Genomic DNA, 16,672 nt, shown 5'->3' on the forward strand with positions numbered 1-16,672 from the left:
CTCTCCGCCGGACACGACGGCGAACCGACCCTCTCCGGCACCTACGTCGACTACGACCCCTCACCCCGCGAATACGACCTCGCCGTCGCCCAAACGATCCTGCGGGTCCACAACCGCGTCACCGACCTCTACAACCAGCCCATGAACCAGCTCGAACAACAGCTGCGGCTCACCGTCGAAGCGTTACGGGAACGCCAAGAACACGAACTGGTCAACAACACCGACTTCGGGCTCCTGCACAACACCGATCTCAAGCAGCGCCTCACCACCCGCACCGGCCCACCCACACCCCTCGACCTCGACGACCTGCTCTGCCGACGCCGCAAGACGAAATTCTTCCTCGCCCACCCCCGCGCCATCGCCGCGTTCGGCCGAGAATGCACCCGGGCACGCGTCTACCCCGACACCGGCGTCCTCGACGGCAAACGCGTCCACACCTGGCGCGGCGTCCCCATCCTGCCCTGCGACAAGATCCCGATCACCGACACCGGCACCACCTCGATCCTGGCCATGCGCACCGGCGAAGACGACGCCGGCGTCATCGGCCTCCGTCCCCAGTCACTGCCGGACGAGTACCAACCCGGGTTGAACGTCCGGTTCATGGGCATCAGCGACCGCGCCGTCACGTCCTACCTGGTCAGCGCCTACCACTCCGCCGCCGTCCTGGTCCCGGACGCACTCGGCGTGCTCGACGACGTGGAGGTCGGCCGATGACGACCATGGACTCCCGGACCGCCGCCCGCCCCCTCGCCGACGTCCTCGCGTGGAGCAAGAGCCTGGTCGACCCGGCTTTGCGCACCGCGGCCGAGCGGCTGCCCGAGACGATGCGGCGGATCGCCGGCTACCACTTCGGCTGGGAAGACGCCCACGGCGAGCCGTCGTCGGCGGACGGCGGCAAGGCGTTGCGGCCTGCGCTCGTGCTGCTGTGCGCGGAAGCCGCGGGCGGTACCCCGGCGGACGCCGTGCCCGCCGCCGTCGCGGTCGAGTTCGTGCACAACTTCTCGCTGCTGCACGACGACGTCATGGACGGCGACACCACCCGGCGGCACCGCCCGACGGCGTGGACGGTGTTCGGCACCGGGCCCGCGGTGCTCGCCGGAGACGCGTTGCTGAGCGTGGCGTTCGAACAACTGACGCCCGACGGCGCGAGGCTGCTGTCCCAGGGTGTGCTCGAACTGCTGGAAGGCCAGGCCGCCGACGTCGACTTCGAGCAGCGCGACGACGTCACGCAGGCGGAGTGCGTCCGGATGGCCGGCGGCAAGACGGCGGCGTTGATCGGCGCCTCCTGCGAGCTGGGCGCGCTGCTCGCCGGGCGGCCCGAGGCGGCGCCGCGGTTCGGCGCGTTCGGCCGGTCGATCGGGCTGGCGTTCCAGCACGTCGACGACCTGCTCGGGATCTGGGGCGACCCCGCGGAGACGGGCAAGCCGGTGTACTCGGACCTGCAGAACCGCAAGAAGTCACTCCCGGTGGTGACGGCGCTGGCGTCCGGCACCTCGGCGGGCGCGGAGCTGGCGACGCTGTACTCCGGCACCGACCCGCTGGACGACGTCGAGCTGGCCCTCGCGGCCACGCTCGTCGACGAAGCCGGCGGCCGCCAGTGGAGCCAGGCCCAGGCCGCGGCACTGGTGGCGAAGGGCCTGCGCGAGCTGGCAACGGTGAACCCGGTCTCCCGCCCGGCAGCCGAACTGGCCGCCCTGGCCCGCCTGATCACCACCCGCACCCACTGACCCCGTGATCGAAGCGCCAACTCCCGTGATCAGAACGCCAACTCACGTGATTGAAGGGTCGACACGCCGCGGTAGGCCGGTGGCTGCCGTGTCGACCCTTCAATCACGCGTGTCGACTCCTCAATCACGCGTGTCGACCGTCTGATCACGGTTACTTGCCGGGGCGGGTGAGGCCGGCTTTGTCCGCTTTGAGGCTCAGGATGTTCTTGTCCGTGTCGCCCAGGGCCTTCGTGACCTGTGCCGACGCCGGTGATGTCGACAAGTCGATCAAGCGGATCGGGTTGTCCAGCTTGATGTACGTCGGGATGTACTCCGCCTTGTCGACCTTCCAGCGGTCGCCGTCGCGGACGAAGCGGAAGCGGGCCGCCGCACCCTCCTCCGTGTCACCGCGCGGCTCGGAGTGGCGGGCGACGCTGTTGCCGAGCCCGTAGGCCACCCACTTGTCGCCGATCTTTTCGAACGGCTGGACGACGTGCGCGTGGTGGCCGACGATCAGGTCGATGTCGTCCGACGCCAGGAGCTTCTTGGCCTGCGACCGCTGCTCGGCCGTCGGGTCGTGCTGGTACTCGACACCCCAGTGCAGGCTCGCGATCACGACCTGCGCCCCGGCCTCGCGCGCTTTGCGAGCCGACGCCAGGACGTCGTCGACGTCGATCTGGTTGGCCAGCCACGGCTTCCCGGCCGGCACCTTGATGCCGTTGAACCCGAAGGCGTACGACACCTGCGCGACCTTCACGCCGTGGACGTCGAGGATCAGCGGTTTCGCCGCTTCGGCGGCCGACCGCGCCGAGCCCGTGTGCTTGATCCCGGTGGCGTCGAGCTTGTCCAGCGTCCGCTTCACGCCGTCGGCGCCCTGGTCGATCGTGTGGTTGGACGACGTCGAGCAGGTGTCGTAGCCGGTGTCCTTGAGCGCGTCCGCGATCTCCGGCGGTGCGCTGAACGACGGATAGCCGCTGTACGGGCCGCCTTCCGGCGCCAGCGGCGTCTCGAGGTGGCAGATCCCGAGGTCGGCGCCGGAAATCAGCGGCTTGATCCCGGCGAGCAGCGGCCGGTAGTCGATCTTCCCGCCGCCGTCGGCCTCGGCCTGCTCGGTGAGCGCCGGGTGGATCAGGACGTCGCCGGTCGCGACGACGCTGAACGAGCCGTCCGGCGCGGCCTCCGACGAGGTGGGAGCCGTCTCCGGGAACGGCGTCGGCGCCGGACCGGACTGCGGCGGGCTGCTGCACGCGGCCGCCAGGACGGCGACCCCGGCGAGCGCGGCGACGCGGAGCTTCGTCATCGGTCCCCCTGCTGCTGTGGTCCGGCCATCCTGCCATCCGGACGAACCCGGCACGTGCGCCCTCCCGTTCAACGGAAACTTCCACCACAGTCGACAACACCGATCAGAACATTCGCACAAGACAAAACCGGACAACGTGCAGGACAGCCCCGAAAAAATACGATAAATCACGCGGGCGTGTGCCACGATGCAACTACCCAGAGTAGGTATCGCTCCGCTAACTGCGACTTGACGCTGCACGAACGGGTGTTTTGTAATACCAGTCACTCACCGGCGCCCCCACGCGCCACTCGAACCCCGGCCTACTTGGGAGCAACGATGTCCCCACACTCGCACAGGCTGCGCACCTGGAGCGTTGTTGGTTGTTGTTTGATTTCCGGCGTCCTGATGGCTTCGTGCTCCTCCGGCAAGACCGAGGCGCCCGCATCGCAGCAGGCGCCCGCCAACGGCAAGATCACCCTCTACTACCTGCAGAAACAGGGTGACCAGCAGTACTTCGTCGAGCAGGCGCAGGGGGCGCAGGAGAAGGCGAAGGAGCTCGGCGTCGAGCTCAAGGTCGTCAACCTCGGCCAGGACGCCAACAAGGCGATCACCGAACTGGACGCCGCGGTCGCGCAGGGCGCGAACGGCGTCGCCATCGTCGTCCCGGACCAGGCCATCGGCCCGCAGGTGATCGATAAGGCGAAGAGCGCGGGCATCCCGATCATCGCCTCCGACGACGTCATCAAGGACGGCACCGGCGCGAAGGCCCCGTTCGTCGGCTTCAACGGCAGCCAGATGGGCGACTCGGTCGGCACCGAGGCCGGGAAGCTGTTCAAGGCGGCCGGCTGGACCGCCGCCGACACGAAGATCATCAGCGCGTACAAGCAGGACCTGAGCGTCTGCACCGACCGCGTCAACGCCGCCAAGTCCGCGTTCGCGAAGGCCGGCGACCCGGGCGTCCAGGTGATCGACGTCGGCACCGACAACTCCCCCGTCGACGCGCAGAACCGCTCCGGCGCGGTGATCGGCTCCAACCCCGGCGTCAAGCACTGGGTCGTCTGGGGCTGCAACGACGAGAACGAGACCGGGGTCGTGACCGCGCTCGCCAACTCGGGCGTGCAGGCGAACAACATCATCGGCGTCGGGCTCGGCGCCTACCTGGACTGCAAGGACTGGGCGGCCGGCAAGGACACCGGCAACAAGTCCGCGCTGTACATCTCCGGCGCCGAGGTCGGCCGCTCGGCGATCCAGGTGCTGGTGGACAAGGTGAAGAACGGCAAGGAGCTGCCCGCGGAGACGATCGCGAAGACCACGATCGTCAACAAGGACAACTACAAGCAGGCCGGCGTCAACTGCACCTGACCGAACTCCCGCGGGCGGTGCCGTGCGCACCGTCCGCGGGCTCCACCGCTCGAAGGGCGATCATGTCCAGCTCTCCTGCCGCGCTCGCCGTCGAGGGCATCGGCAAGCGCTTCTCCGGCGTCACCGCCCTCGACGACGTCTCGCTGGAGTTCCGCTCCGGCGAGGTGCTCGCGTTGATGGGCGAGAACGGCGCCGGGAAGTCGACGCTGCTGCGCGTCCTCTCCGGCGACCAGGGCCCCGACGACGGGCGCCTGCTGCTCGACGGCACCGAGGTCACGTTCGACACCCCGCGCGCGGCGATGGCCGCCGGGGTCCGCGTGATCTACCAGGAACCCGAGATCATCCCGCACGTTTCGGTGGCGGAGAACGTCTTCGTCGGCGAGCTCCCGGCCAAGGCGCGCGTGTTCAACCGCCGCACGCTGCTGAAGGCGACGCAGGACGCACTCGCCGAGTACGGCTTCGAAGGCGTCCTCAACCCGGCGACGCTCGGTGTCGCGCTGTCGGCCGCCCAGCGCCAGATCGTCGAGATCCTGCGCGTCCTCACCGCGGCCACCCCGCCGAAGGTGATCGCGTTCGACGAGCCGACGTCGTCGCTGTCCGAGCACGAGGTCGAGGCGCTCTTCCGGCTGATCGGACGGCTGCGCGACAGCGGCGTCGCGGTCGTCTACGTCTCGCACCGGATGAAGGAGATCTTCCAGCTCGCCGACCGGGTCGCCGTGCTGCGCGACGGCAAGCTCGTCGGCGTCCAGCAGGTCGCGGAGACCGACGAGCCCGGCCTGGTCCGGATGATGATCGGCCGCGACCTCTCGGCCCTCGAACGCCGCACCACGCAGGACACCGGCGACGTCGTGCTGAAGCTCGACGACATCACGACCGACGACGTCACCGGCATCTCGCTGGAGGTCCGCGCGGGCGAGGTCGTCTGCCTGGCCGGGCTGGTCGGCGCCGGACGCTCCGAGCTGGCCCGCGCGATCGTCGGCGACCTGCCGATCCGGTCGGGCACGGTCGAGCTGGACGGCAAGCGGCTGCGCGCGCACAACCCGGGTGACGCGGTCAAGGCCGGCATCGGCTTCGCGCCCGAAGAGCGCAAGACGGACGCGTTGCTCATGCAGCGGTCCGTCCGCGACAACATCTCCATCTCGGTGCTCGACCGCCTTCGCCGCTTCCGCGTCGTGAAGCGGGCGAAGGAACGCGCGCTCGTCGAGGAGTACATCAACGAGCTTCGCGTGCGGACGCCGTCGATGGAGCAGGAAGTCCGCAAGCTGTCCGGCGGCAACCAGCAGAAGGCGGTCCTCGCACGCTGGCTCGCGCGGCGTCCGAAGCTGCTGATCCTCGACGAGCCGACCCGCGGGGTCGACGTCGGCGCGAAGGCCGAGATCTACCGGATCATCGACGGTCTCGCCGCGGAAGGCATCGCGCTGCTGGTCATCTCCTCCGACCTGCCCGAGGTGCTGACGCTGGCCGACCGCATCCTCGTGATGCGCGCCGGGCGCCTGGCCGGCGAGATCAGCCGCGAAGACGCGACCGAGGAAGCCGTGCTGACCCTCGCCATCCCCGAAACCGAACCCGCAGTAGAAGAACAGCAGGAGATCGGCGCATGAGTACCCCCACCAAGGAAACGACGGCCCCCGCCGCACCCGCGCAGCCGAGCGCCGCGCGCCGCGTGCTCACCGGCATCGGCGTGCAGAACTCCAGCCTGATCATCACGCTGATCGCGTTGATCGTCCTGCTGAGCATCCTGAACGACAACTTCCTGCGCACCAACAACCTGCTGCTGATCGGCAGCGCGATCACCATCATGGGGCTGCTCGCCCTGGTGCAGACACTGGTGATCATCCTGGGCGCGCTGGACATCTCGGTCGGGTCGATGGCCGGGCTCGCCTCGGTCATCTCGGCGATGGTGTTCACCTCGACCGGCAGCGCCGGGGTCGGCATCCTCGCCGCGGTCGGCGTCGGCATCCTCTGCGGCCTGATCAACGGCATGATCATCATCTTCGGCCGGGTCAACCCGGTCGTCGCGACGCTGGCCATGCTCGCCACCTACAAGGGGGTCGCGCAGGTCATCTCGGACGGCAAGTCGCAGGGGTACACCGGCGGCGACGACCTGTTCATCTTCCTGGCCAAGGGCGCGATCGCGGGCCTGCCGTCGCTGGTGTGGGTGTTCCTGATCGTCGCGGCGCTGCTGCACTTCCTGCTCAAGTACACCGACATCGGCCGCAACGTCTACGCCATCGGCGGCAACGACACCGCCGCGCGGCTGGCCGGCATCAACATCAACCGGTACATCATCGGCGTGTACGCGCTGGCCGGCGTGGTCGCGGCGGTCGCGGGCGTGCTGATCACCGCGCGGACGGGCTCCGGGCAGCCGGTGTCCGGGTCCGAGGGCCTGGAGCTGCAGGCCGTCACCGGCGCGGCGCTCGGCGGCACGATGCTCAAGGGCGGCCGCGGGTCGATCATCTCCACGGTGCTCGCGGTGATCATCCTGGGCGTGCTCGACAACGGCATGTCCGGGCTGGGCATCAACCCGTTCTGGCAGAACGTCGCCCACGGCGCCCTGCTCGTGATCGCGGTCGTGCTGCAGCAGCTGCGCAGCGGAGAGCGCCGCGTCGGCCTGCCCGAGTAGCGGGTGAACCTCCACGCCCGGATAGTGGACGAACTGGGCAGGCTCATCGTGGAAGGCGTCCTCGGGGACGGGCAGCCGCTCGTCCCCGAGGAGCTCGGCCGCCGCTTCTCCGCTTCCCGGACAGTGGTCCGCGAAGCGTTGCGCGTGCTGGAATCCAAGGGCATGGTGACCGCGCGGCCGCGGGTCGGTACGTGGACGCTGCCACCGGAGGCGTGGGACGCGATCGACCCGGACGTCATCGCGTGGCGCGTCAACGGGCCCGACGGCCGCAAGCACCTGCACGAGCTGCAGGAGCTGCGGCTGACCATCGAGCCGCAGGCGGCCCGGCTGGCCGCGCACCACCGGCGTCCGGGCGAGCTGTCGGCGATGGCCGCGGCCTACGAGCTGATGGCGGACGCGGTGGAACGCGGGGACACCGCGGCCTTCCACGACGCCGACTCGGAGTTCCACGCGGCCTTGATCCGCGCTTCCGGCAACGCGCTCATCGCGCAGCTGCAGGTGCCCGTCGTCGCGGCACTGCGGGCGCACGGCGAGCCGCTGGAGCTCGTCGCGCACTCCCGCGTGCTGACGCTGGTGCTGGCGAAGAACGCCGACGGGGCCGAATCCGCGTCGCGCCGGTTGCTGGAAACCGTTGCGCCGTACCGCTCACCGGCACCTTGACACGTCCACCGGGAAGCCTGAACACTCGCTGCGACCCACCCGCCGCCATGACGTGCTGAGGAGGACGCATTCATGCGTTTCCCGGGTATTCGTGGCTTCGGCGTGCTCGCGGCCGCTGCGGTGGCGGGCAGCCTGTTCACTGCACCGGCGGCCACCGCGGCAGCCCCGCCGGCCTGCCCGATCACCGACCAGATGGTCGCGGCGGGCAACTACTGGGTGACCAACGGGACGAACCTGGCCGCCCCGGACTGGCAGAACGCGACGTTCCACGTCGGCAACCTCGCGCTGGTCCGGACCACCGGCCAGTCCAACCACAAGACGCTGCCGTGGGCGCAGGCCAACAACTACCAGCTACCGCTCGACCCGAAGCGGCCGTTCTTCCCGGACAACCAGGCCGCCGGCGAGGCGTACCTGGACCTGTACACGTACTTCCACCCGGAGATCTCGCTCGACTCGATCCGCACCCGGATCAAGGACGAGGTCGCGTCCGTGCAGGCCGGGCACCGCGACTACTGGAACTACGTCGACGCGCTGAACATGGCGATGCCGTCGTTCGCGCGGATGAGCGTCATCGACCACGATCCGTCCTATTCGGACGCCATGGACAAGCTGTTCAAGTCGTCGGAACACAAGCTGTACAACGAGTTCACGGGCCTCTGGTACCGCGACGCGCGGTTCGCCGGCTCGGGCGTGTTCTGGTCGCGCGGCAACGGCTGGGCCCTGGCGGCCTTGACGAAGGTGCTGCAGGTGCTGCCGACGGACGACCCGCGCCGGCCGGAGTACCTGCGCGTCTACAAGAAGATGGCCTCGACGCTGGCGCTGGTGCAGCGCCGTGACGGCTTCTGGAACTCGGACCTGCTGAACCCGTGGGACCACGGCGGCCCGGAGACGAGCGGCACGGCGTTCTTCACGTACGGCATCGGCTGGGGCATCAGCGCGGGCGTCTTGGACGCGAAGCGGTTCCGCCCGGTGGTGGACAAGGCGTGGACGGCGCTGTCGACGAAGGCGTTGCAGGCCGACGGCAAGGTCGGTTACGTGCAGCCGGTCGGCGACCGCCCGGCGACGGCGCAAGCGTCCGACACGGCGGCTTACGGCGTCGGCGCGTTCCTCCTGGCGGGCCAGGAAGTGGCCAAGCTGCAGGGCTGCTCGGCCGAGTAGGTCAGCGCAGGCAGTCGCCGGGGTCGCCGCGGGTCAGGGCCGGGTCGGTCTGGGGGAACGTCTTCGCCGCGCCGGGGCCACTCGTCCGGTGCTCGAACCGGACCGTCACGCGGCCGTGGCCCGCGCCCTGGACCCAGCCCGTGCCGAACTCTTCGTGCACCACGTCGTCGCCCTGCCGCCACTCCGACGGCGGCGGGGCGGCGACCGGGGCCGCGGCGGTGACCACCGTCGAAGCCGGGGCTTCCGGAACGGAGAGGCTGAACAGCGCGTCCTGGTGCGGCACCGACAACCCGCTGTACGCGACGCCCGCCAGCCGGATGCCGCCGAACTCCGCCGGGTCCAGCAGCAGGCGTTCCGCCACCGCCGAAAGCTCCGCCAAGTCGTCCGTGGGCGCGGAGATCGTCTCGGAGCGGGTCACCGTGTGCATGTCCGTGTGCCGCAGCTTGATCACCACCGTGCGGGCCACGCGCTCGGCCTTGACCAGCCGCTTGTGCGCCCCCACCGCGATCCGCCGGACCTCCGCCCGCAACGAGGCCAGGTCCTTGATGTCCGTGTCGAACGTCGTCTCCGCGCTGACCTGCTTGGTCTCGCCGCGGTCGGCCACCGGGCGGTCGTCGAAGCCCGTCGCCAGGCGACGCAGATCGCGGCCGACCACGCCGCCCAGCGTCGCGACCGCGTCCTGTTCGGACAGTGCCGCCAGCTGCCCGAGCGTCTGGACGCCGACGAACCGCAGCTTGCCCTCGGCCACCGGCCCGATGCCCCACAGCGCGCGCACCGGCAGCGGCGCGAGGAACTCCCGTTCGGTGCCCTGCGGCACCACGAGCAGGCCGTCCGGCTTGGCTTCGTCCGACGCGATCTTGGCGATCTGCTTCCCGTTGCCCGCGCCGATCGACGCCACCAGCCCGGTCTCCTCGCGGATGCGGGACCGCAGCGAGGCGCAGAAGGAAGTCACCTCGTCGAGCGACGCGCCCGCCAGCGCCGGCGGCTCGGCGAACGCCTCGTCCAGGGAGATCTTCTCCAGCACCGGCGCCACCGACGTGACGACGGCGAAGACCTCCTGGCTGAGCCGTTCGTAGACGCGGAACCGCGGCGGCACGATCACGCCGTTCGCCGGGAGCAGCCGCCGCGCCTGCGCCATCGGCATCGCCGACTTGATGCCGAACGCGCGGGACTCGTAGCTCGCGCCCGCGACGACACCGCGTGGCCCGGTGCCGCCGACGAGCACCGGACGCCCCGCCAGCGTCGGGCGGGTGAGCTGCTCGGCCGACGCGTAGAAGGCGTCCAGGTCGAGGTGGATCACCCAGCGGGCCACGTCAGTCCCCGCCGGTGGCGTCCAGCAGCTGGTGCAGCGCCTTGGTGTAGCTCTCGAACGCCGCGCGCCCGGCCGCGGTCAGCCGGACCAGCGTGACCGGCGTGCGGTGCTCGTAGGCCTTGGTGATCTCGACGTACTCGGCGTCCTCGAGCTTGCGCAGGTGCGTCGAGAGGTTGCCGGCCGTCATGTCCAGGAGCTGCTGCAGGCGCGGGAAGGTGATCTGGTCGTCGGTGTGGAGCCCGGCGAGCGCGACGGTGACCCGCAGCCGCGCCTGGGCGTGGATGACCGGGTCGAGCTGCGGCAGGTCGCTCATCGGCGGCCGGACTTCTCACGGACGAAGTAGACGATCGCCGCGAGCAGGAAGCCGCCGCCACCGCACAGCGCCAGCACCAGGAAGTTGGCCGGGAACCCGACCACCACGCTGAGCCCGGCCGAGACGATCATCCACGTGCCGAGGCCGTACATCAGCTTGTCCTGCCAGAGCATGCCGCCGGCGAGGTACAGGCCACCGGTGAGCAGCAGCCAGGTGCCCGACCACAGCAGCGACACCTGGTCGGAGGTCAGCGACCCGAACTGCGTGATCCGGATGTCGATCACGCTCAGGCCGATCGAGGAGAGCGCCCAGCTGTAGCCGTACATCGCGCCGACCGTCCGGGACGGGCCGCGGATTCCCCGGCCGGCCCGGGCGCTCACGTATCCGGTGTAGGTGATCGCGAAGACGAACAGCACCGCGACGAGCACCCCGCAAAGCCAGCCGGGCACGCTCGCGGTCTGCGTCGCGAAGTAGGTGAACCCCCAGCCGAGCAGCCAGGCGAAGGCCCACGCGGCGAGCATGCGCGCGGGGCCCCCGCCCAGTTCCCGGCGGTTGCGCCGGGACTGCTGGGCGATCAGGTTCAGCGACTCCTCCGCCGACATCGGCTCGTCGTCCACCCGTCCCGCCCTTCGTCCGCGCAGACCCCTCAGTACTGCACGGAGGTTAACAAGCACTTACAGCCGCGCCGTGTCCAGCCGGAACCGGCGCACCACGACCAGCGCGGGCACGACCAGCCAGCCCGCCAGCACGAGCACCGCGACCCACGTCCCGGACGCGTGCGTCAGCGGGTCGACACCGACGCGACGCAGCCAGTAGGTCGGCACGAAGTGCGCCAGCGTCGTCATCCAGCCGGGCAGGAACTCCAGCGGGATCCACAGCCCGCCGAGCATGCCGAGCGGCATCATCAGCGCACCGGTCACCGCGCCGACCGTGTCGCCCTTGCCGAACAGGCCGATCGCCAGCCCGAGCACGGCGAACGGCAGCGTGGCCGCCCACAGGAAGACCAGCAGCCGGCCCCAGTCGGCCAGCCCGAGCTGCTCGCCGCGCAGGAAGCCGACGAGGAAGATGACCAGGAGCACCGGCAGGGCGACGGCCATCGCCGAGGCGACCTTCACCGCCAGGTAACCGGGGCCGCGCATCGGCGTCAGGCGGATCTGGCGCTGCCAGCCGTCGGTGCGCTCCTGCGCCACCCGGGTGCCGGTGAACAGGGCGCCGCCGCTGGCGCCGTACGCCGCCATGGTGATCATCGTCTGGGTGCTGGAGTGCAGGCCGTTGTCCAGGAGCGTGTCGCCGAAGATGGACCCGAACAGCAGGTACATCGCCGTCGGCATGCCGATGGTGAAGATCGTGAACTGGGGACTGCGGACGATCCGCTTGATCTCCAGGCTCAGGTAGGTGGTGTTCACGCGGCCGCCCCTTCGGTCTCGTCTGCGGTGAGCGCCAGGAAGGCCTCTTCGAGGCCCAGCGCGGTGATTTCGATGCCGCCCGCCTGCGGGTACTTCGCCAGCAACGCGCGGATGGCGGCGTCGGAGTCGGAGCAGGCCAGCTCGGCGCGGCCGGCGCGCAGCTGGACGGTCGTGACACCCGGCAGCGCGGCCAGGTCGGTTTCGGTGGCGTCCGGCACGACGGCCTTGAGCACCCGCCCGGACACCCCGGCCCGGACTTCGGCGACCGGGCCGTCGGCGACGACGACGCCGTGGCGCATCAGCACGACGCGGTCGGCGTAGTCCTCGGCCTCGGCGAGGTAGTGCGTCGCGAACAGGACGGTCCGGCCGGTGGCGGCGAACTCGCGGATGGCCGCCCAGAACGCACGTCTGCCGTCGACATCCATCGCGGCGGTGGGCTCGTCGAGCACCAGCACCTGCGGGTCGCCGGCCAGCGCGAGGGCGAAGCGGACGCGCTGCCGTTCGCCGCCGGAGAGCTTGCCGCAGCGGCGCTTGACGAGGTTCTCCAGGCCGGCCCGCGCGATCACCTCCGCGGCGGGCAGCGGCTTGACGTGCGTCGAGACGATGAGGTCGACGATCTCGCCGACGGTGGCGTCCCCCAGCAGCGCACCGTTCTGCATCATGGCGCCGACCAGCCCGCGGTCGACGGCCTCGCGCGGGCTGCCCCCGGCGACGGTCACCGCCCCCGCGTCCGGCTTGGTCAGCCCGAGCAGCATGTCGACGGTGGTCGACTTGCCCGCCCCGTTCGGCCCGAGCAGCGCGACCACCTCGCCGCGCGCGACCTCGACGGAAACCCCGTCGACGGCGGTGACCCGCCCGAACCGCTTGGTCAGCCGCTGGAGCGCGAACGCCGGTCCCCCAGTCATGGCGCTCTCCTTTCGTCCGTGGACTTTGCATCGCAAAGTCGCTGCGAACTTTGTAACACAAAGTCCGCGCAATTTCAAAGCCTACGTTTCCGGAAAGCACGAAAAGCGGGGTGCCGGGCAGCGTGCCCGACACCCCGTCCGTCACGGGTTTCCGCTGGTCAGCCGGTGAACCGCCCGGCCACCAGACCCTGCGTGGCACCCAGGTCGGCCTTGCGCGGGGACGTCGGCTGGAGCAGCGACCTCCAGAGCCACTCGCGGCCGCGCCAGTCGGCGACGTCGGTGGCCACGCCGGCCGCGCGGGCCTCGTCGAGACGGGACTGCTCGCGACGAGCGAGCGCGTAGCGAACTGCGACCGGGTCGTCTCGCTCGACGTCCCGCAGAGCCTCCCGGATACCCTCGGCCGTATCGCGCGGCATCATGACGGCGAGCAGATCCGGCAGCTTCTCGACAGTCATGACGTTCTCCATTTTCTTGGCTTTCCCTCTGACCCTTAGCCGGGAGACCGGCCAGATGGACAGGCCATCAGCCGCCGGAGGACACCGGCTTGCCGCCGACCTGGTCGACGGTCGACTGCGACGTGACACCCTCGACAACCCGGCCTCACAACAAAACGGGGTGCCGGGCAGCGCGCGCGACACCCCGTCCGTCACGGGTTTTCCGCAGGTCAGCCGGTGAACCGCCCGGCCACCAAACCCTGAGTCGCGCCGAGATCGGCCTTCGCCGCGGTCGGCGCCGGGGGCGTCGGCTGGGGCAGCGGGGCGCACTCGACGTCGGCCGTGCGGCCCGGCTTGCGGGCCGGGAGCGCGCCCGTCGCCAGGTAGTCCGCGATCTTGTTGTCCACGCACGCGTTGCCGCGCGGGGTGATCGCGTGGCTCGTGCCACCCGGCTCCGCGATCAGCGACGCGCCGGGGAAGCGGCTGCGGACCTCGAGGCTGCCCGGGAACGGCGTCGCCGCGTCCAGGGTCTCGTCGATCATCAGGACGCTCTGGACGCCGCGACCGTCGACCTTGGTCGGCTTGCCGGCCTTCGCGGGCCAGTACAGGCACGGCGCGTTGAACCACGCGTTCTGCCAGGTGAAGTACGGCGCCTTGGTGAACGTCTTCCAGTTGTCGATCTTCCACTGGTTCCAGCTCTGCGGCCACTGGACGTCGGAGCACTGGACGGCCAGGTAGACCGCGTAACCGTTGTCGTCGCCGCGGCCGCCGAAGGCCTCGAACAGCGACTTCCAGTTCTGCCAGTCGCCCTGGTTGACGAACCGCGAAAGCGCGTCGCCCAGCAGCGTCCACCGCAGCTGGTAGTACGAAGCCTGCTGGATGACGTCGAGGATCTCGTCCGGGCCGATCACGCCGCCCGCCGGGTTGAACTGCGCTTTGAGCAGCTGCTCGTTGACCACGCGCTGCACCGCGGACTGGGTCTTGCCGAGGTGGTAGACGTCGTCGTGCTGGGCGAGCCAGCCGAACCAGATGAGGATGTTCTTGTCGAACGCGACGTCCTGGTCCAGGTTGTCGCCGTACCAGACGCCGCGCGGGTCGACGGTCGAGTCGAGCACCATCCGGCGGACGTTCTGCGGGAACAGCGTCCCGTACACCTGACCGAGGTAGGTGCCGTAGGAGTAGCCGTAGAAGTTCAGCTGCTTCGCACCGAGTGCCTTGCGGATGGAGTCCATGTCCTTGACCGTGTCGGTCGTCTTCATGTTCTCCAGCAGGGCCTTCGAGTTGTTCTTCGCGCAGGCCTCGGCGTACCCCTTGGAGCGGTTCAGCCAGGTCTTCTCCAGCTGCGGGGTGAACGGCACGTACTGGGGACGGTTGTAGTCCATGTAGTTCGGGTCGCAGCTCAGCGCGGGCTTGCTGGAACCGACGCCGCGCGGGTCGAAACCGATCCAGTCGTAGGCGTCGCCGGCGTGGTTCGGCACGCGCGGGCCGCGGGTCGCGAGCAGCAGCCCGGAGCCGCCGGGGCCACCCGGGTTGGTCAGCATGACGCCCTGGTACTGCGCGTCGGGCACCTTGTGCTTGACGCGGTCGACGGCGAGCTGGATCTGCTCGCCGTGCGGCTTGGAGTAGTCGAGGGGAACCCCCAGGTACCCGCATTCGGCGCCGGCGGCGACGAGCGTGGGGTCGGTGCACGGCCCCCAGGCGATCGTCCCGGCTGCCGGTGCGGGCGCCGCGGTCGCGGCCGGAGCGGCCACGAGCGCGGACGCCACCGCGACGGCGGCCACCGCGGCGAAAACGGTACGTCTCACTGTTTTCTCCCTTTCCCCTGCGACTTCGGGCGGGTGAACCCTAGTCCCGCCGGGAGCATTCGGGGACCGCAAACGGGGCGGGCGGCCGCGAATGCCCTACGAAAGGCGGAAATCGGATCCGCGGACCCCGCGCTCCTACTCGGACCGCCGCTGCCGGAAGACACCCCTGCCGACGAAGAACCAGAAGAACAGGGAGACGACCCCGAGCCCGGCGGGCGTGATGCCGATCACCACGAGGACACCGACGAGGACCAACAGCACTCCGGCGATCAGGAAGTCGGACTTCGCGGTCTGGAAGAACGGCCGCCGCTCGCCGGCCGCGGACGGCGACCGAGGCGTGGTCCGCTCCGATGAGGGCGGAAGAAAATGCTGCTCCGGCATCGATGACGGCCGGTCCCGAGGCGGGCCGGCGCGGACTGCCCGGGGCGGCGCGGAGGACGGGTTCGGTGGTGCCCCGCCGGTCTGCGCGCCCGGCTTGCGTACGACCGGCGGCGCGGCCGTGCTCGGCTCGAATGCCGGTGCCCGGGCCGGCAGCCCGGCGACCGGTGGTCGCGGGGCCTGCTCCGGCACGGCGGCGGGCCCCGGAACCGCCTGCCGCTCGCCGACCGGCGCCTCCCTCATCACCGTGGCCGGTTCGGAAACCGCCGGCGGTTCCTCGGCCACCGTCTTCCCGGCCGACGAGTCCGCCTCCGCCACCACCGCGACCATCGGCGGTTCCTCGGCCGGTGATCGCCCGCCGGGCGGCACCTCCCCGGCCGGCGAGTCCGCCTCCGCCGCCCACGCCGTCGCGGCCCCCGACACCGCCCGGCTGTCGTCGTCCACCAGCCGCCGGATCTCCGTCGCCGTGCGCTCTCGCACCACCGCGTTCCCCATCCGGTTCAGCCGCTTCAACCCCTCCAGCGCGCTCAACCGGTCCGCCGCGATCGGGCTCGCCAAGCCGTGCCTCAGGTACTCCGGCAACGTCCACCGGGGATTCCGGGCAAGCACGATCCGGCCCTCCACATCGGACTGGTGCTTCGGCCGCTGCCGCGGCATCTCCGCCACCACGCGCTCGTGGACGTAGCTGTACAGCTCGTCGACCGTGACGTCACCGTCTCCGTCGAGATCCGCGCTGCCGTCGCGCAGGCCCGCCACCAAGTGCCGCGTGAAGACCGAACGGGCCGCCGAGCCCACCACCGCATCACCCTCGAACGAGTACTGCGTCGCGTCCGACGCCGTCAGCACCGCGCGGCCGCGGCCCTGGAACCGCTCCAGCGTGTGCACGTCCGTGCCCGCCTTCGCCAGTTTGCCCGCCGGGAACGCGCCGCTGTAACAACAGTCCAGCACCAGCACCTTCTGCCGCGACGGGCAGCCGGCCATTGCCCGGTCGACGAGCTCCGCCGCCAGCGCCGTGAACATCAGGCTGTCGCGGCGTGTGTTGGCCATCGCCAGGTACAAGCTCCCGTCGTCGTCCTTCACACCGTGGCCGGTGAAGTACAGCAGCGTGAGCTCGTCACGACGACGAACGCGGTAGAACTCGCCGATCGCCTCCCCCACCACGTGGTGCGGCTGGTCGATCAGCGTCGTCACTTCGAACCCGGCGATCGACGGATCGCTCAGCACCCCTTCCAGCGCCCGCGCGTCGCCTCCGGGCGCGATCAGGCGGCGCAACGCCGGGTCGGCGTACGTTTCGGTCGCGATCAGCAGAGCGTGGCGGCCGGTCACTG

16 protein-coding genes are annotated in these 16,672 nt (G+C 70.4%); 7 read left to right on the forward strand and 9 right to left on the reverse strand.

The features are described from left to right. Window positions 1-714, forward strand: a 714-nt coding sequence (locus ABZ342_RS34975; RefSeq protein WP_360482353.1) for a family 2B encapsulin nanocompartment shell protein, incomplete at its 5' end; no start/stop codon positions are given. Beyond that, on the forward strand, window positions 711-1,727 hold the full coding sequence (locus ABZ342_RS34980) for a family 2 encapsulin nanocompartment cargo protein polyprenyl transferase (RefSeq protein ID WP_360482356.1): 1,017 nt from the start codon (window positions 711-713) through the stop codon (window positions 1,725-1,727). The genes ABZ342_RS34975 and ABZ342_RS34980, both read left to right, overlap by 4 nt. 151 nt (window positions 1,728-1,878) lie before the next feature. Here the strand turns inward: ABZ342_RS34980 and ABZ342_RS34985 are convergent, their stop codons facing one another. After that, entirely contained in the window at window positions 1,879-3,006 is a 1,128-nt protein-coding gene (locus ABZ342_RS34985; protein WP_360482359.1) for a CapA family protein, read from the reverse strand. Window positions 3,007-3,375: 369 nt separating this feature from the next. Here ABZ342_RS34985 and ABZ342_RS34990 point away from each other — a divergent pair, with 369 nt between their 5' ends. From ABZ342_RS34990 to ABZ342_RS35010, 5 genes are all read left to right on the forward strand, one after another. Then, on the forward strand, window positions 3,376-4,350 hold the full coding sequence (locus tag ABZ342_RS34990; protein WP_155544902.1) for a substrate-binding domain-containing protein: 975 nt from the start codon (window positions 3,376-3,378) through the stop codon (window positions 4,348-4,350). A 62-nt stretch (window positions 4,351-4,412) separates the two neighbouring features. Then, a complete protein-coding gene (locus tag ABZ342_RS34995; protein WP_360482362.1) occupies window positions 4,413-5,951 on the forward strand; it encodes a sugar ABC transporter ATP-binding protein in 1,539 nt (512 codons plus the stop codon). Then, window positions 5,948-6,973: an ABC transporter permease gene (locus ABZ342_RS35000; protein ID WP_360482365.1), complete on the forward strand. Its 1,026-nt coding sequence runs from the start codon at window positions 5,948-5,950 to the stop codon at window positions 6,971-6,973. Before ABZ342_RS34995 ends, ABZ342_RS35000 begins: the two co-directional genes overlap by 4 nt. Before the next feature lie 3 nt (window positions 6,974-6,976). Beyond that, entirely contained in the window at window positions 6,977-7,633 is a 657-nt protein-coding gene (locus ABZ342_RS35005; protein WP_155544899.1) for an FCD domain-containing protein, read from the forward strand. Window positions 7,634-7,705: 72 nt separating this feature from the next. After that, a complete protein-coding gene (locus tag ABZ342_RS35010) occupies window positions 7,706-8,791 on the forward strand; it encodes a glycoside hydrolase family 88 protein (RefSeq protein WP_360482368.1) in 1,086 nt (361 codons plus the stop codon). A gap of 1 nt (window position 8,792) precedes the next feature. On the opposite strand, the gene ABZ342_RS35015 is transcribed toward ABZ342_RS35010, so the two are convergent. From ABZ342_RS35015 to ABZ342_RS35050, 8 genes are all read right to left on the reverse strand, one after another. Continuing rightward, window positions 8,793-10,103 carry a DNA polymerase IV gene (locus tag ABZ342_RS35015; protein WP_360482371.1) on the reverse strand — a complete coding sequence of 437 codons (1,311 nt, stop codon included), beginning with the start codon at window positions 10,101-10,103 and terminating at the stop codon, window positions 8,793-8,795. 1 nt (window position 10,104) lies between these two features. Further along, window positions 10,105-10,416: a transcriptional regulator gene (locus tag ABZ342_RS35020; RefSeq protein WP_155544896.1), complete on the reverse strand. Its 312-nt coding sequence runs from the start codon at window positions 10,414-10,416 to the stop codon at window positions 10,105-10,107. Next, window positions 10,413-11,033, reverse strand: a complete 621-nt coding sequence (locus ABZ342_RS35025; RefSeq protein ID WP_360482374.1) for a hypothetical protein — start codon at window positions 11,031-11,033, stop codon at window positions 10,413-10,415. The genes ABZ342_RS35020 and ABZ342_RS35025 overlap by 4 nt, the downstream gene beginning before the upstream one ends. A 57-nt stretch (window positions 11,034-11,090) precedes the next feature. Then, window positions 11,091-11,822, reverse strand: coding sequence for an ABC transporter permease (locus tag ABZ342_RS35030; protein ID WP_360482377.1), 732 nt, complete (start codon window positions 11,820-11,822; stop codon window positions 11,091-11,093). Continuing rightward, window positions 11,819-12,727, reverse strand: coding sequence for an ABC transporter ATP-binding protein (locus tag ABZ342_RS35035; protein ID WP_360482380.1), 909 nt, complete (start codon window positions 12,725-12,727; stop codon window positions 11,819-11,821). Before ABZ342_RS35035 ends, ABZ342_RS35030 begins: the two co-directional genes overlap by 4 nt. 158 nt (window positions 12,728-12,885) lie before the next feature. After that, a complete protein-coding gene (locus ABZ342_RS35040; protein WP_360482383.1) occupies window positions 12,886-13,182 on the reverse strand; it encodes a hypothetical protein in 297 nt (98 codons plus the stop codon). Between the two features lie 209 nt (window positions 13,183-13,391). Continuing rightward, complete coding sequence (locus tag ABZ342_RS35045; protein WP_360482386.1) at window positions 13,392-14,966, reverse strand: alpha/beta hydrolase; 1,575 nt, start codon at window positions 14,964-14,966, stop codon at window positions 13,392-13,394. A 135-nt stretch (window positions 14,967-15,101) separates the two neighbouring features. Further along, a complete protein-coding gene (locus tag ABZ342_RS35050; RefSeq protein ID WP_360482389.1) occupies window positions 15,102-16,670 on the reverse strand; it encodes a caspase family protein in 1,569 nt (522 codons plus the stop codon). Window positions 16,671-16,672 lie beyond the last annotated feature (2 nt).

Source organism: Amycolatopsis sp. NPDC005961, from assembly GCF_040629235.1.
Taxonomy (GTDB): domain Bacteria; phylum Actinomycetota; class Actinomycetes; order Mycobacteriales; family Pseudonocardiaceae; genus Amycolatopsis; species Amycolatopsis camponoti.

Bases quoted from the DNA above. Each gene is read 5' to 3' on its own strand.
- ABZ342_RS34995 (WP_360482362.1), top strand. From the start codon at position 4,413: ATGTCCAGCTCTCCTGCCGCGCTCGCCGTCGAGGGCATCGGCAAGCGC.
- ABZ342_RS35000 (WP_360482365.1), top strand. From the start codon at position 5,948: ATGAGTACCCCCACCAAGGAAACGACGGCCCCCGCCGCACCCGCGCAG.
- ABZ342_RS35040 (WP_360482383.1), bottom strand. From the start codon at position 13,182: ATGACTGTCGAGAAGCTGCCGGATCTGCTCGCCGTCATGATGCCGCGC.
- ABZ342_RS34980 (WP_360482356.1), top strand. From the start codon at position 711: ATGACGACCATGGACTCCCGGACCGCCGCCCGCCCCCTCGCCGACGTC.
- ABZ342_RS35020 (WP_155544896.1), bottom strand. From the start codon at position 10,416: ATGAGCGACCTGCCGCAGCTCGACCCGGTCATCCACGCCCAGGCGCGG.
- ABZ342_RS35010 (WP_360482368.1), top strand. From the start codon at position 7,706: ATGCGTTTCCCGGGTATTCGTGGCTTCGGCGTGCTCGCGGCCGCTGCG.
- ABZ342_RS35035 (WP_360482380.1), bottom strand. From the start codon at position 12,727: ATGACTGGGGGACCGGCGTTCGCGCTCCAGCGGCTGACCAAGCGGTTC.
- ABZ342_RS34985 (WP_360482359.1), bottom strand. From the start codon at position 3,006: ATGACGAAGCTCCGCGTCGCCGCGCTCGCCGGGGTCGCCGTCCTGGCG.